Annotated in this window: 14 protein-coding genes; 8 read left to right on the forward strand and 6 right to left on the reverse strand. The window is 67.5% G+C overall.

What is annotated here, in order from left to right:
- Positions 1 to 253 precede the first annotated feature (253 nt).
- The 3 genes from A7X12_RS00575 to A7X12_RS00585 all read left to right on the forward strand — a co-directional run bounded on the left by A7X12_RS00575 (position 254) and on the right by A7X12_RS00585 (position 4,265).
- The gene (locus A7X12_RS00575; protein ID WP_064309691.1) at positions 254 to 1,213 is read left to right on the forward strand and encodes a glycosyltransferase family 2 protein; all 960 of its coding nucleotides are present in this window, start codon (positions 254 to 256) and stop codon (positions 1,211 to 1,213) included.
- Between the two features lie 150 nt (positions 1,214 to 1,363).
- Entirely contained in the window at positions 1,364 to 2,833 is a 1,470-nt protein-coding gene (locus tag A7X12_RS00580; protein ID WP_064309692.1) for a hypothetical protein, read from the forward strand.
- Between the two features lie 130 nt (positions 2,834 to 2,963).
- Positions 2,964 to 4,265: a hypothetical protein gene (locus A7X12_RS00585; RefSeq protein WP_064309693.1), complete on the forward strand. Its 1,302-nt coding sequence runs from the start codon at positions 2,964 to 2,966 to the stop codon at positions 4,263 to 4,265.
- A 130-nt stretch (positions 4,266 to 4,395) separates the two neighbouring features.
- Here the strand turns inward: A7X12_RS00585 and gatA are convergent, their stop codons facing one another.
- Positions 4,396 to 5,877 (reverse strand): Asp-tRNA(Asn)/Glu-tRNA(Gln) amidotransferase subunit GatA, encoded by a 1,482-nt coding sequence (gatA, locus tag A7X12_RS00590; protein WP_064309694.1) that lies wholly within the window; start codon positions 5,875 to 5,877, stop codon positions 4,396 to 4,398.
- The gene (gene gatC / locus A7X12_RS00595) at positions 5,874 to 6,161 is read right to left on the reverse strand and encodes an Asp-tRNA(Asn)/Glu-tRNA(Gln) amidotransferase subunit GatC (RefSeq protein ID WP_064309695.1); all 288 of its coding nucleotides are present in this window, start codon (positions 6,159 to 6,161) and stop codon (positions 5,874 to 5,876) included. Before gatC ends, gatA begins: the two co-directional genes overlap by 4 nt.
- A gap of 147 nt (positions 6,162 to 6,308) precedes the next feature.
- Between gatC and A7X12_RS00600 the strand changes: the two genes are divergently transcribed.
- Positions 6,309 to 7,421 (forward strand): DUF3089 domain-containing protein, encoded by a 1,113-nt coding sequence (locus A7X12_RS00600; protein ID WP_064309696.1) that lies wholly within the window; start codon positions 6,309 to 6,311, stop codon positions 7,419 to 7,421.
- A 6-nt stretch (positions 7,422 to 7,427) separates the two neighbouring features.
- Here A7X12_RS00600 and A7X12_RS00605 read toward each other — a convergent pair whose 3' ends face one another.
- Complete coding sequence (locus tag A7X12_RS00605; RefSeq protein ID WP_064309697.1) at positions 7,428 to 8,489, reverse strand: Glu/Leu/Phe/Val family dehydrogenase; 1,062 nt, start codon at positions 8,487 to 8,489, stop codon at positions 7,428 to 7,430.
- 128 nt (positions 8,490 to 8,617) lie between these two features.
- Between A7X12_RS00605 and A7X12_RS00610 the strand changes: the two genes are divergently transcribed.
- The 4 genes from A7X12_RS00610 to A7X12_RS00625 are packed head-to-tail and all read left to right on the forward strand — an operon-like array spanning position 8,618 to position 11,831.
- Entirely contained in the window at positions 8,618 to 9,079 is a 462-nt protein-coding gene (locus tag A7X12_RS00610; protein WP_064309698.1) for an Lrp/AsnC family transcriptional regulator, read from the forward strand.
- Between the two features lie 40 nt (positions 9,080 to 9,119).
- Complete coding sequence (gene ruvX / locus A7X12_RS00615) at positions 9,120 to 9,581, forward strand: Holliday junction resolvase RuvX (protein ID WP_064309699.1); 462 nt, start codon at positions 9,120 to 9,122, stop codon at positions 9,579 to 9,581.
- 43 nt (positions 9,582 to 9,624) lie between these two features.
- A complete protein-coding gene (locus A7X12_RS00620) occupies positions 9,625 to 10,614 on the forward strand; it encodes an aspartate carbamoyltransferase catalytic subunit (RefSeq protein ID WP_064309700.1) in 990 nt (329 codons plus the stop codon).
- Positions 10,611 to 11,831, forward strand: coding sequence for a dihydroorotase (locus A7X12_RS00625; RefSeq protein ID WP_064309701.1), 1,221 nt, complete (start codon positions 10,611 to 10,613; stop codon positions 11,829 to 11,831). The genes A7X12_RS00620 and A7X12_RS00625 overlap by 4 nt, the downstream gene beginning before the upstream one ends.
- A 4-nt stretch (positions 11,832 to 11,835) precedes the next feature.
- Here A7X12_RS00625 and A7X12_RS00630 read toward each other — a convergent pair whose 3' ends face one another.
- Genes A7X12_RS00630 through A7X12_RS00640 form a run of 3 tightly spaced genes read right to left on the reverse strand, consistent with a single transcriptional unit; the run spans position 11,836 to position 14,220 of the window.
- Positions 11,836 to 13,119 (reverse strand): SPOR domain-containing protein, encoded by a 1,284-nt coding sequence (locus A7X12_RS00630; RefSeq protein WP_064309702.1) that lies wholly within the window; start codon positions 13,117 to 13,119, stop codon positions 11,836 to 11,838.
- Positions 13,120 to 13,121: 2 nt separating this feature from the next.
- Positions 13,122 to 13,502, reverse strand: coding sequence for a hypothetical protein (locus A7X12_RS00635; protein WP_064309703.1), 381 nt, complete (start codon positions 13,500 to 13,502; stop codon positions 13,122 to 13,124).
- Positions 13,503 to 13,506: 4 nt separating this feature from the next.
- Complete coding sequence (locus tag A7X12_RS00640) at positions 13,507 to 14,220, reverse strand: ParA family protein (protein ID WP_064309704.1); 714 nt, start codon at positions 14,218 to 14,220, stop codon at positions 13,507 to 13,509.
- Positions 14,221 to 14,296 lie beyond the last annotated feature (76 nt).

A 14,296-nucleotide genomic window follows, 5' to 3' on the forward strand; every position in this document is an offset into this window, starting at 1 on the left:
GTGCTCTTCACAAGGTAATGGGATATATGGTGCCAAGCCTATCGCGCGTCGCGGCGCTCAGGTCCAGCGGGCAATTGGCGGGCGGGCGGGGCAACGATTTCACGCGCCGCGGGGATCCCGTCTCACGAGACGGTTCCCAGACGGGACAAACCGCTGTTATCAACGATTTCTTCGGCATTGCACAACGAGAGTCGATCCACTACCCAGCCCGACGATATCGGATTCAAGCATGCCAATAAACGGGGGTAGCACCATGTCGCCGCAAGACACCACAGGTGCCGGACGCTTTTCCGGACTGAAAATCGCCGTGCTGCTTCCTTGTTACAATGAAGAAGTAGCTATCGGCAGGACGGTCGCTGCATTCCAGGCCGCGCTTCCGGAAGCGACGGTCTATGTTTACGACAATAACAGCCGCGATCGGACCTGCGAAGTCGCCGCCGAAGCCGGTGCGGTCGTCCGCTCGGAGCGGATGCAGGGCAAGGGCAATGTCGTCCGCCGCATGTTTGCCGATGTCGAGGCAGATATCTACGTACTGTCCGACGGCGACCTGACCTATGATGCCGACGCCGCGCCGCAGCTCGTGGAACGCCTGATCGAGGAGCAGCTCGACATGGTCGTCGGCGCCCGCAAGTCGGAGGTCGAGCTGGCCTATCGCCGCGGCCACCGCTTCGGCAATGCGATGCTGACCGGCATGCTGGCCCAGCTGTTCGGCCGCAGCTTTACCGATATCCTGTCGGGCTATCGCGTCTTCTCGCGTCGCTTCGTAAAGAGCTTCCCAGTGCTTTCGGCCGGTTTCGAGATCGAAACCGAGATCAGCATCCACGCGCTGGAGTTGCGCATGCCGGTGTCGGAGATCGTCACCAACTATGCCGCGCGCCCGGAGGGTTCGACGTCGAAGCTCTCCACCTACCGCGACGGCTGGCGCATCCTGCGCACGATCGTGAACCTGTTCCGCATCGAGCGGCCGGTGCTGTTCTTCGGGGCCCTTGGCGGCATCGCCATCCTGCTGGCGGTCCTGCTCGCGATCCCGCTGGCGATCACCTATGCGCAGACCGGCCTCGTGCCCCGCCTGCCGACCGCGGTGCTGGTGACCGGCCTGACGATCGTCGGGTTGTTGAACCTCTTCACCGGCCTTATCCTCGACACGGTGGTGCGCGGCCGGCGCGAGATTCGGCGCCTTGCCTATCTGGGCGTGCCGGCACCGCGCGCTTGAGGAACCCGTTTCGGGACGGAGCATTGCTTCGTCCCGTACGATTGAATGTACGGAGCGGATTGTCGGTCGCAAAATGACCACTTCCGCAGGCTTGCATGGCAATGCCACACTCCGAGCTGCGCATCGCGCAAAAGAGGAACTGGGCGGACCATGACGGTTGCACGATGGAAGCTGACGGACCTAGTTTTCGCCTTCCTCGCGCTGCTGCTGTTTCTGGTGCCCGCCGCGCTGAACCATAGTCCGATTCTCTACCCGGACTCGCTCGGCTATTTCCAGGCCGGGCGCGCCGCCACCCATGCGGCCCATATCCAGCTGCCCGCAGCGCCCGCCGCGCCCAGTCAATCGGAATCGATGACCAAGCTCGGCATCGAAACCGCGGACGGCGTGTCGGACGCGCGATCGGTCTATTATGGCGCCGCCTTCGTCATCGCCTGGTCGCTGTTCGGGATCTGGGCGCTACCGCTGGCGCAGGCGATGCTGTGTGTCGTCGCGATCTACGCGGCACTCCGCAGGCTTGCGCCCGATTCCACCCGGCTGCAGCGATGGGCGGTGGTAGGCGCCATCGGCCTGTTCGGCGGCGCCGGCGCCTTTGCGACGACGATAATGCCGGACGTCTTCGCCGGGCTGCTGATCCTGAGCGTCGTCATCCTCGCCATATATGGCCGGGCGCTATCCCGAACCGAAATTGCCTTGTGGCTGGCGCTCGGCGTCGCGGCAGTATTGTTCCACAAGACTCATCTGCTGCTCGCAATCGGGCTGCTGATCGCGCTGTTCCTGTTGGGGCTGCTGACGCGGCGCATGCGCTGGCGAGGGATCGCCCTCGTCGTCGTGCTCATCGGGATGGGCGGGCTCGGCCAAGTGGCGTTCAACATGGCGGTGCGGCATGCGGGTCTGTCGACCTATTCGCCGCCCTTCCTGATGGCGCGACTGATCGGGGACGGCACCGCGGAGAAATATCTGCGGGAAGCCTGCCCGCAGCGGCATTATACGAGCTGCCGTTTCCTGCCCGCGATGCCGATGACGGAGAATGAATTCCTGTGGGCCGGCAATCGACAGCCGGCAGCCGGATTTGCAGCCCTCAGCGCAGCGGACAAAGCGCGTGTGTGCGACGAGCAGATGGCCATCGTGCTCGGGACGCTGCGAACGCACGGGCTGGAACAGCTCGGCAAGAGTGTCGCGGCCATATTCCGGCAGCTCGGCACCGTCGGCATCACGGAATATTCGGTGGTCCCGCGCGATGATCGGCAGCAACTGCTTCACCCCGACATCGCCGCCTACCAAGGCAGCGCCATCGCGACCCATACCATGCCGCTGCAATTGATCAGCGGATTGATGCTGGCATCTTACGTGCTCGGCGGGCTGGTACTGATCGGGACCTTCATCCGGCTGCGGCGCGGCGCTGGCCTTTCGGCAAAGCAATCCGGCTGGCAAACCTCCCTTTTCGACGGGACCTTGCTGATGGGGTTTGCCGTATTGATGAACGGTGCGATGTGCGGCGCGATTTCCGGTGTTTTCGATCGCTATCAGGGGCGCGTCGCCTGGCTGGTGCCGCTGTTCGCACTGGCGGTGCTGCTGCAGCTTCGTGCCAGCAAGCGCCCCATTCTCGAACCCCGGCAATGACGCCCGCTTTCGCTCGCCTGCAAGACCGTACACCGAACCGCGCCTCCATGACCATGGCCCGGCCGGATCTTTGTGACCATGTTGCTGCGTCGAGGAAGACGGCAGCGGACGCACATCCTGGGAGACACGCATGACCGCGCGACGCTGGCTGAACTGGCCGCTCCTCTTCGTGATTGGCGCATTCGCGATGCGACTGATCTGGGTATTGGCAACCGGTCGGTTCATCGCCATCCCCACCGAGAACCAGCGCGTGGCCGCCAGCCTGGCCGAACATGGCACCTTTGCCGACGCTTATGGGTTCGGCACGGGCGCAACAGCCCATGTCGGGCTGCTCACGCCGCAGATTGCCGCTGCAATCTATGCGTTGTTCGGCGTCGGAACTCCGATCGCCGAGTTCCTTCTCAGCGCGATCGCCATCTTCCTCGTGTGCCTGAGCTTCTGGCTCGCCTGGCGCTGCTTCGAAGAAGCCGGGGCACCACGGCTGGCCGGATTGATCGCGCTGGCGATCGTGTGCTTCCTGCCGATCCAGTTCAGCCTCGAAGCGGTGGAGCTCCGCGCAGGCGAACAACCGATCGCGGCGTGCATGCTGCTCGGCCTTCTGCTCGCGGTGCTGAAGATCGACGGGCGCGCGCAACTTCCCACGGCACGCGATCTCGTGCTGCTAGGCCTGTTGACGGCGATCTCCTTCCTCATCAGCCCCTCGGTCGGGCTGGGGGCGGCCGCCATGTTCACGCTGGTATTCCTTCGGCGTGGTGCCTGGAAGCCGCTGTTCCTGGTGGGCGGCACCGCGGCGCTGACGGTTGCGCTGGTCGGCGCCGCCTGGGCTGTCCGCAACGAGCACGCGATCGGCGCTCCGATCTGGCTGCGCAGCAACATGGGCCTGGAACTGGCGCTTGCGAACCATGACGCAGCGGTTGCCCCGCGCGACCCCAAGAAGGTGTATATCGACCGGCTGTACGAGATCCACCCGTCGGTCAACATGGCGCCGCTCAAGGCTGCCGGAGGCGAGGTACCCTATAGCCGGAAGCTGATGGAGCAGACCAAGGCCTGGATCGCCGCCCATCCGGATCGCTTCCTGCGACTGGTCGGCCAGCATGCGGTCGAATTCTATCTGCCGCCGCGTTGGTTCTGGGGCACGTTCGGCGGCTCGGCGGCCGGGATCCCGATCCCCGTTCGACAGGCGATGCTGGTCGGCGCAGGTCTGCTCGGCCTCCTGGCGATTCCCTTCCTCGCGTGGCGGAACCGCAAATATCGCTATGTGGCGCTGGCATTGGTACTGCCCGCACTGCCGTATCTGATCACGCAGCCGATCCTGCGCTATCGGTATCTGATATCGACCCTGCTGATCTTCATGGCCGTGGACGCACTCGTGCGCCTCTGGTTTTACCTCCGCGCGCGATCGGCGGCGGCTCCGGCAACAACGCCGGCCTGAGCCGCGCGCGACCGGTTCCGGACCGGTGGGCACGCAGCCCTATGCCGCGTCCATACGACGGCACGGCCCATGCGTTCGCACCTGTACCAGAAAGAAAAAGGGCGAGGCCTAGGCCCCGCCCCTTTCGCTGTTACCACCAGGCCTGCGGCCGTGCGGTGAAGCCTGCGCGCTGTTCCAGCGCCAGGCCGGCGTTGAGCACGCCCTGCTCGTCGAACGGCTTGCCGATGATCTGCAGCCCCAGCGGCAGACCCGCCGCATCCAGACCGCCCGGCACGCTCATCGCCGGCACGCCGGCAAGGCTCGCCGGCACCGTGAACACGTCGTTGAGGTACATCGCAAGCGGATCGACCTTCTCGCCCAGCCCGAACGCCGCGCTTGGGGCGGTCGGGGTCAGCAGCAGGTCGCACTGGCTCCACGCATTGTCGAAATCGCGCGCGATCAGCGTGCGGACCTTCTGGGCCTGGGTGTAATAGGCGTCATAGAAGCCGGCCGAAAGCACATAGGTACCGATCAGGATACGGCGCTTCACCTCTTCCCCGAACCCCGCGGCGCGGGTGGCGGCGTACATGTCCTGCAGGTTCTGGCCCTCGGCCAGATCGCGCAGGCCGTAGCGAACGCCGTCATAGCGGGCGAGATTCGACGAGGCTTCGGCCGGTGCGATGATGTAATAGGCCGGCAGCGCATATTTGGTATGCGGCAGGCTCACGTCGACGATCTCGGCACCCGCATCCTTCAGCCAGGCGATGCCCTGCTGCCACAGCGCCTCGATCTCCGCGGGCGTGCCGTCCATCCGGTACTCGGCCGGGATGCCCACGCGCTTGCCGCGCAGATCGGCGGAAAGGCCCGCCTCCCACTGCGGCACGGGCATGTCGAGCGAGGTCGAATCCTTGGGATCGAAGCCGGTCATCGCTTCAAGCAGGATCGCGCAATCGCGCACGTCACGCGCCATCGGGCCGGCCTGGTCGAGCGACGACGCGAACGCTACCACGCCCCAGCGCGAGCAGCGGCCGTAGGTGGGCTTGATACCCGAGATGCCGGTGAAGGCCGCGGGCTGGCGGATGGAGCCGCCGGTGTCGGTGCCGGTTGCCGCCGGGCAAAGTCGTGCGGCAATGGCCGCCGAGCTGCCGCCCGAGGAGCCGCCCGGCGCGAGCGGCGTGTTGCCGCCGTCGTTGCGCCGCCAGGGCGAGATGACGTTGCCGAAATAGCTGGTCTCGTTCGACGAGCCCATCGCGAACTGGTCGAGGTTCAGCTTGCCGAGCATGCCGGCACCGGCTTCCCACAGCTTGTGCGAAACGGTCGATTCGTAGACCGGCGTGAAGCCTTCCAGCATGTGGCTGGCGGCGGTGGTCTGCACGCCCTTGGTCGCGAACAGATCCTTCATGCCGATGGGCACGCCGGCCAGCGGCTTGAGCGTCTCGCCCGCGGCGCGCGCCTTGTCCGCCGCGTCGGCGGCAGCGAGCGCATGCTCGGGGGTCTCGACAATGAAGGCGTTGAGCGCCTTGGCGCCGGCCACGGCAGCGTTGAATGCCTCGGCTACTTCGCGCGCGGAGAAGTCGCCATCGCGCACGCCATCGCGGATGGCGGCGACGCCCAGATCGGTCAGCGTGCTCATTCCACCACCTTCGGAACCGTAAAGAAGCCATGCTCGCCCTGCGGCGCGTTCGCCAGCACCGCGTCGCGCTGGTTGCCATCCGTGATCACGTCCGGCCGAAGGCGCAGCGTGTTCGGCATCACGGCGGTCATCGGCGCGACATCCTTGGTGTCGACTTCGCCGAGCTGCTCGATCCAGCCCAGGATATTGTTGAGTTCGGGCGCGAGGCGCTCGGCGTCGGCGTCGCTGATCGCGATACGCGCCAGGTTCGCCACTTTCTTCACGGTTGCGGTGTCTACGGACATGGTCCTGCGCCTATCAGCGCAGCCCCGCCCCTTCAAGCGTCCGCATCGCGCATCGCCACTTGCGATTGCATCCTTCGCACGCAACACTGCCAGGAACGCGATTGCGTCACCGCTCGTTTATGCTGCAATGCACAATGGAGAGGCCGATTGGCCCGGAAATTTCTTTATGCGGTTGCGATCCTGATCATGCTCGGCGTTGCTTCCATGTTCGCCTATCGGCTCTACGGCATCCAGCTGATGCGCCAGTTCATGGTGCCAGCGGGGGACGCCGCGGATCTGCCGCCGGTTTCGCCCCGAGACTATGCCAAGGCAGCAATGTGGATCGCGCGGCCGGACAAGCCGGGCAATCCGGCATTGTGGACGCCAGCCGGGCACGCGCCAGCCCCGAGTCCCCGCGCGGCGCTGTTCTTCATCCACCCGACCTCGTTCCTGGACACGAAGCAGTGGAACGCGCCGCTCGACAATCCGGATGCGAATGCGCGCGCCGAGCTGTTCCTGCGCGGTCAGGCGAGTGCGTTCAACGCCAGTGCCGCTATCTGGGCACCCCGCTATCGCCAGGCAACCTTCGGCGCGTTCCTGACAAGCAAGGCGCAGGCGCAAAAGGCGCTCGACCTCGCCTATCGGGACGTGGCGGCCGCGTTCGAGGAATTCCTTCACGAAGCCGGCGATCGGCCGATCATCCTGGCCGGCCACAGCCAGGGTGCGCTGCACCTGTCCCGGCTATTGGCCGAGCGAGTCGCGGGAACCCCTGTCGCGAAACGGGTGGTCGCCGCCTATGTCGTCGGCTGGCCGGTGTCGCTGACCGCGGATCTGCCGAAAATGGGTCTGCCCGCCTGCACCGGCCCGGACCAGGCCGGTTGCATCCTGTCCTGGCAGAGCTTTGCCGAGCCGGCCGACCCCGCGCTGATTATCGACACCTTCGACGCGAGCACCGGTTTCACCGGCCAGCCGCGCGCGGGCACCCGGATGCTCTGCACCAACCCGCTCACCGGCAAGCCGAACGACTCGGCACCCGCCAGCGCCAATCTCGGTTCCCTGATCCCGGACCTGAACCTGCAATCCGCGCATCTCGAAGCCGGCCGCGTGCCCGCTCGCTGCGACGGGCGCGGCATCCTCACGATCGGCACCGCGCCGCCCGACTTCGGCCAATATGTGCTGCCGGGGAACAACTATCACGTGTTCGACTACAGCCTGTTCTGGGCAAACGTCCGCGCCGATGCCGCGCGCCGGCTCGCTTCGTTCGAGAAGCGCGACGGCTGACCGCGGTTACGCCATCGCCGGCGCCCGAACCCGCCCGGCGGCGATGGCTGCGCGCGCGAGGCTGTCGGCGGCGACATGCGGCGGCAGCCCCTGCGCTTCCGCGTGGTCCAGCACCGCGGCAAGCCGCGCGCCCGTGGCCTCGACGCGGGCCGTCACCTCTTCCGAGGTCCAGCCGAGATATTCCCCTGCCACGTTGATGATGCCGCCCGCATTCACCACGTAATCGGGCGCATAGAGGATGCCGCGCCGCGCGAGGCGCTCCCCGTCCCCCGGCGTCGCCAACTGGTTGTTCGCCGCGCCGCAGACCAGTTGCGCGCGCAATGCCTCGACCGATCGCTCGTTGATGACCGCGCCGAGCGCGCAGGGCGCGAAGATGTCCGCCTGGGCCGCCAGAACCTGCGTCGTCGAGGCGACTTCGGCACCCGTCGCGACCGCCACGCGCGCGACGCGATTCGAGTCGACATCCGCAACAATCAGTCGCGCGCCCGCGCCATGCAGCAGATGCGCCAGCGCCTCGCCGACATGGCCCACGCCCTGGATCGCGACGGTGCATTCGGCAAGCTCACGCCCCAGTCCGCGGCGCGCGGCATGCGCCATGGAGACGAATACTCCGAGCGCGGTGTGCGGCGAGGGATCGCCTCCCGGGCGACCGGCCCGCTGCGGGAGGCCGGCGACATGCTGCGTCTCCCGGGCAACCACCTCCATGTCGGCGACGCCGGTGCCCACATCCTCGGCCGTGACGTAGCGCCCGCCTAGCCGTGCGACCGCGCGACCGAAGGCGCGGAACAGCGCCACACGATCGAAATCGCCCGCCGGCCGGCGCAGCACGGCCTTGGCCCCGCCCAGCGGCAGGCCGGCCATCGCATTCTTGTAGCTCATTCCCTCCGCCAGCCGGGCAGCATCGGTGAACGCGGCATCGCCATCGGCATAGTGCCACAGGCGGCAACCGCCCGCGCCGGGTCCGAGCACTGTCGAATGGATCGCGATCACTCCGTCGAGCCCGGCATCCACATCCTTCAGCATCACGAGTTCGTCGACCAGGCTATCACCCTGTACCTGCAACACCATTCTGCACACTCCCTCTTCATCGATGCCGACAATCTGGCAGATGCCCGAGGGTAATGTTCTCCTCATTCGGGCACCGAGCACCGATTAAGAGATGATTTTCTCCCGATAATCGGCCATAACGGGATAATATGACCGACCTTGATGCGTATGAACGAAAGATTCTCCGCGAGCTGCAAAGCGATGCCAGCCTGACCACGGCCGAGCTGGCGGAGCGCATCGGGCTCTCCCCTTCCCCTTGCTGGCGCCGCGTGGACCGGCTCGAGCGTGAAGGCGTGATCCGCAAGCGGGTGGCATTGATCGACCGCCGGAAGGTCGGGCTCAACGCCCATGTCTTCGCGCAGGTGAAGCTCAATGCGCATGGTCGCGCGAATCTCGACGAGTTCAGCGCGGCCATCCGCGGCTTCCCGGAGGTGCTGGATGCCTATGTGCTGATGGGAACGATGGATTTCATGCTGCGGATCGTCGCCGAAGACATCGACGCCTATGAACGCTTCTTCTTCGACAAGCTGAGCAAATTGCCCGGCGTGCAGGAAATCAACTCGATCGTCGCGCTGTCGGAGATCAAGTCGACCACCGAATTGCCGATCTGAACCCTCGCGCCCCGCGGCGCAGCGCCGTATAGGACCGCGCGTGATCACCACTGTCCCCAGCGATTTCCGCACCGCGCTCCCGGAAGGCGGCCGCCTCATCGGCCTAGATGTCGGTACCAAGACGATCGGCACCGCGCTTTGCGACGCCGGCTGGAGCTTTGCGAGCCCCGCCCAGTTGATCCGCCGTTCCAAGTTCACCAAGGACAAGGCGGCCCTAGCCGAACTGATCGCCGCCCAGCAGGTGCGCGGCATGGTGATCGGGCTGCCCCTCAACCTCGACGGTACCGACAGCCCGCGCACCCAGTCGACCCGCGCCTTCGCCCGCAACGTGGAGGACATGGGCCTGCCGATCCTGATGTGGGACGAGCGCTGGTCCACCGTCGCGGTCGAGCGCACGTTGATCGAACAGGACGCAAGCCGTGCCAAGCGCGCGGAGCTGATCGACAAGATGGCCGCGGCCTATATCCTGCAGGGCGCCATCGATGGGCTGGTGAACGTCTGAACGGGTTGCGCGCCAGCCCTGCGGGCGTTAGGCGGCGGCTTTAATGCAGACCTCCGATCATCGCCCCGGTGCCCAGATACAGGGCAGCGCCGTTTTCCCGCACCGGCACCTCACCGGCATTTCGGGACTCCAGCCGCACGAGATCATGTTCCTGCTCGACGAGGCGGAACAATGGGTCGAGGCAAACCGCAGCCGCGCGAAGAGCGACAAGCGCCTGGAAGGCCTCACCCAGATCAACGCCTTTTTCGAGAATTCGACGCGCACCCTGCTGTCGTTCGAGATCGCCGGCAAGCGGCTGGGCGCCGACGTCGTCAACATGCACGCCGCGCAGAGCAGCGTGAAGAAGGGCGAGACGCTGATCGACACCGCGGTGACGCTCAACGCGATGCGCGCCGACGTGATCGTGATCCGCCACGCCAGCTCGGGCGCGGTGCGGCTGATCGCCGACAAGGTCGATTGCCCGGTGCTCAACGCCGGCGACGGCTGGCACGAGCACCCGACACAGGCGCTGCTCGATGCCCTCACGATCCGGCGACGTCGCGGATCGGTCGCCGGTCAACGGGTGGTGATCTGCGGGGACATCCTCCACAGCCGCGTCGCCCGATCGAACATCCTTGCCCTTACCGCGCTGGCCGCGGAAGTGCGCGTGGTCGCCCCCTCGACGCTGATGCCGCCGGCGATGGACCGGATGTTCGTCACCCCCTTCACCGATTTCGATGCCGCGCTGGAAGGCGCCGACGTGGTGATGATGCTCCGCGTCCAGAACGAGCGCATGGCCGGCGGCTACATCCCTTCGACTCGCGAGTTCCACATGCGCTACGGCCTCACCCCCGAACGTCTCGCCCGGGCCAAGCCCGATGCACTGGTGATGCATCCCGGCCCGATGAACCGCGGGGTCGAGATAGACTCGATCGTCGCCGACCATCCGGAGCGCAGCGCGATCACCGAGCAGGTCGAGATGGGCGTGGCGGTGCGCATGGCGTGCCTCGACGTGCTGACAAGGCGGTCGCGCGGCGTGGAGGGCTGGGCATGAGCAGCATCCTCTTCCGCAATGCGAAACTGGTCTGCCCCGAGGGCGGGCTGTCCGACGGCGATCTGCTTGTGCAGGGCGACACCATCACGGCGGTCGGCCAGGTCGATGCGCCCACCGATGCCGAGGTTGTCGACGTCGCCGGCAAGCTGCTCGCCCCGGCGCTGATCGACCTCGGCGTGTTCGCGGTGGACAAGGGCGCGTGCCGCTTCGGCGGGATCGCCCGCGTGGGGCTGATGCCCGACCAGTCGCCGGTGCTCGACGATCCCGGCATCGTCCGCCGCGCCGCCGTCTCCGGCAAGCCGCAGCTCTGGGTTCATCCCCTCGCCGCCGCGACGCAAGGGTTGAAGGGCGAGGATCTGGCCGAGATCGCGATCAATGCCTCGGCGGGCGCGCGCGCCATCGCCACCGGCCGACGCTGGATCGCCAACACGGGCACGATGCGCAAGGCGCTGCTCTACGCGCGCGATCTCAACCTCACCGTCGTTACCCATGCGGAGGATGGCGGCCTGGCAGACGGCACCGTCGCGACCGCCGGCGAGACCGCGGCACGCCTCGGCCTGCCGAGCGCGCCCTCGATCGCCGAGCCGCTCGCCATCGCCCGCGACCTGATGCTGGCCGAGGAAACCGGCGCGAAGCTCCACTTCCGCCAGGTGACGACGGCGGCAGGCTTCGACCTGATCCGCGCCGCCAAACGCCGCGGCGTGCAGGTCACCTGCGGAATCACGCCTGCGCACCTGCTGCTGTCGGACATTGCGATCAGCGACTTCCGCACCTTCGCCCGCCTCTCGCCGCCGCTGCGGGACGAGAGCGACCGCCAGGCGGCGCTCGCCGCGGTGGCGGACGGCACCATCGACGTGATCGCCTCCGGCCATGATCCACGCGGGCCCGAGGCCAAGCGCCTGCCCTTCGCGGACGCCGAACCGGGCATGGCGGGGGCGGAGACGCTGTTGGCGCTGTCGCTTACCCTGGTGCGTGACGGCAAGCTCAGCCTCGACCGGTTGTTCGCGCTGCTCGCGGCCAACCCGGCAAAGATCCTGGGGCTGGAGAGCGGTACGCTGAAGCCAGGCCTGCCCGCCGACTTGATCGTGCTCGACCCGGAAACGCCCTGGGTGATCGATGCGCGCAAGATGAACGCGCGCGCCGGCAACACGCCGTTCGATCGCCTGCCCACCCAAGGGCGGGTGCTGCAGCTCTACAAGGGCGGCGCGCTGGTCTGAACGGTCAGCGCGCGGCGAGGCCGACGCGGGCCGCAGGCTTGTACCAGCTCGCCACCGCGTCGCCCGCGGCGATGCGCACGAAGCAGGTGCCGCCCCCCGTCTTCACCGCGCGACATAGCGCATCAGCGTCGTTGCGCACGAAGCCGCCCACCGAAAGGCGGTACAGGCTGGCGCTGCCGCTCGGCACGGTCGCTCCCTGGGGCTTGAGCCGCCCCAGTGCCGGCACGCGGCCGCTGAGCTTCTGCCAGGCGTCGCGGGCGACTCCTGCGTTGGCGAAGGCGCCCAACTGCACCACAAAGGGGCCGACGGCAGCCCGCACCGGTGCGGGGCTGGCGACGGCCGGCTTGGCGGGCTTGGCTGCGGCTACCCGCGTTGGGGTCGGTTTGGCCAAGGGCTTGGCAGCGGGGGTCCGGGCCGGAATCGGCACCGGCGTGAACATTGGCGCAGGGGCAGGCTCGCTGACCGGAATTGGCGCGGGGTCCAACTCGACGGACAACGTCGGCGTCGGAGTCGGCGTGGGCGCGGGTGTCAGCGCGGCGAAGTCGGGCTGCTTGGCGAGTGCAAGCGCGACCGGCTGGCCGGCATCCTGCACCGCACGCACGCCCAGCAGCGCGGCGACCTGATCATAGGCATTGGCCGGGCGGGCGAAGCTCGCCCATTGCACCAGCCGGGCGTTGAGCTGGTCCGGTGCGATGTCCATCGCCGCGACGGCCTTGGCCTCGCCCCAACGGCCCGCCAGCGCCAGCGCGAGCGCAAGGTTCTGCCGCGTCCGCGCGGTTGCGTCCGGCGCACGTACCGCCGCCGCCAGAATCTCGATCGCGCTCCCCGGATCCCCGGCCAGTGCCGTCGCCAGCCCACGATCGGTGGCGGGAATCTGCGCCGCATGGGTCTGGAGCAGCGTGCGCGCGCCGCCCCAATCGCCGGTGCCGATGCTGGCAAGCGCCAGGTTGAGCGCTGCGGTGCCATTGTCCGGATCCAGCGCCAGCGCGTCCCGCAGCGCCTGGGCGGCGGCGGTGAAGCGGCCGGATCGCAGATATGCCTGCCCCAGCAGGGTGCGATAGTCCGCGCGGCGGGGATCGTTGGCCACGGCTTGCTCGGCGTGCGCCACCGCAGCCTCGGCCTTGCGTGCGGCAAGCGCCTTTTGCGCCGCGCGGGCTTCCTGCGCCGCCTTCTTCGCATTGGGTGCAGCCGTCGCCAGGGCGGTACTGCGCACGATGACCCCCATCGCGGCGGTGCCGCCCAGCGCCAGCATCGCCGCGCCGATCGAAAGCAGTTTACGGGGCTTCATGTTCATCCTCGTCCTTCGATCGCCGCGACCCGGCGCGCGAGCGGTTCCAGCTCGGCCATGTCGCCAAGCAACGTGTCGATCGCCTCGGTCACCAGCTGCTGCGCCGAGCGGCCGGTAAGCGCCGCCGCCAGCCGCAGCCGCAGCCGACGATCAGCGTCGAGCCGCAGCGTGAATGCCGCCTTGTCCTTGGTCGCCCGCGCGGTGCGCGAGAGCTGCTCGGCCAGCATGTCGGAGATGTCGGGCACCTCACCGAGCATCCCGCGCTGGCGCAGCGGCGCTACCGCCTCGCCCTCCGCAAAGGCGAGCACCGGCTTGCGGGCCAGTCCTTTTCGGGCGAGCAGGCCGGCGCTCAGCGCGGCCATCGGCTTGGGAAGGTCGGACATCGCGTCAGCTCGTCACCCGGCGGCCGAAGCCGCCTGCCGGGCGCGCCGCCGCAAAGGGCGTCGCTGCCGCAGGGGCGGCGAACACGGTGCGACGGAAGTTCTTTTCGAGCCGATCGGACACATAGGCCCAAAGGCTCTCCACCTCCGCAGCCGACTTGCCGCCGGGATCGACTTCCATCACGGTCCGGCCGTCGATCATCGATCCGGCGAAATCGGTGCGATGGTGGAGCATGATCGGCGCGACGGTGCCGTGTTGCGACAGCGCCACGGCAGCCTCGGCGGTGATCCGCGCCTTGGGCGTAGCGGCATTGACCACGAAGAGCAGCGGCTTGCCGGCGCGTTCGCATAATTCCACCGTCGGGCCGACAGCGCGCAGATCGTGCGGGCTGGGTCGGGTCGGGATCAGGATCAGCTCGGCCACCTGGATGACGGTGAGGATCGCCGGCGTAATCGCGGGCGGCGTATCGATCACCACCAGCTTGAAGCCCTGTTGGCGCAGCGCGTCGAGATCGGCGACCAGCCGCGCGACCGCCGTCTGCGCGAGCGCGGGCAGTTCGGCCTCGCGCTCGTTCCACCAATCGGTGAGCGAGCCTTGCGGATCCAGGTCGATCATCGCCACGGGTCCCGCGCCGCTGCGCTGTGCCTGCACCGCCAGATGGCCGGACAAGGTCGTCTTGCCCGAACCACCCTTTTGCGAAGCAAGCGCCAGAACGCGCATCCACCCTCTCGAAATCACCGGAATATCGCGCAATGCTTGGCATGGTCGCGGATAAGATCGGGTTAACGGAAGCCGC

It is taken from the genome of Sphingomonas sp. TDK1, assembly GCF_001650735.1.
Classification (GTDB): Bacteria; Pseudomonadota; Alphaproteobacteria; order Sphingomonadales; family Sphingomonadaceae; genus Sphingomonas.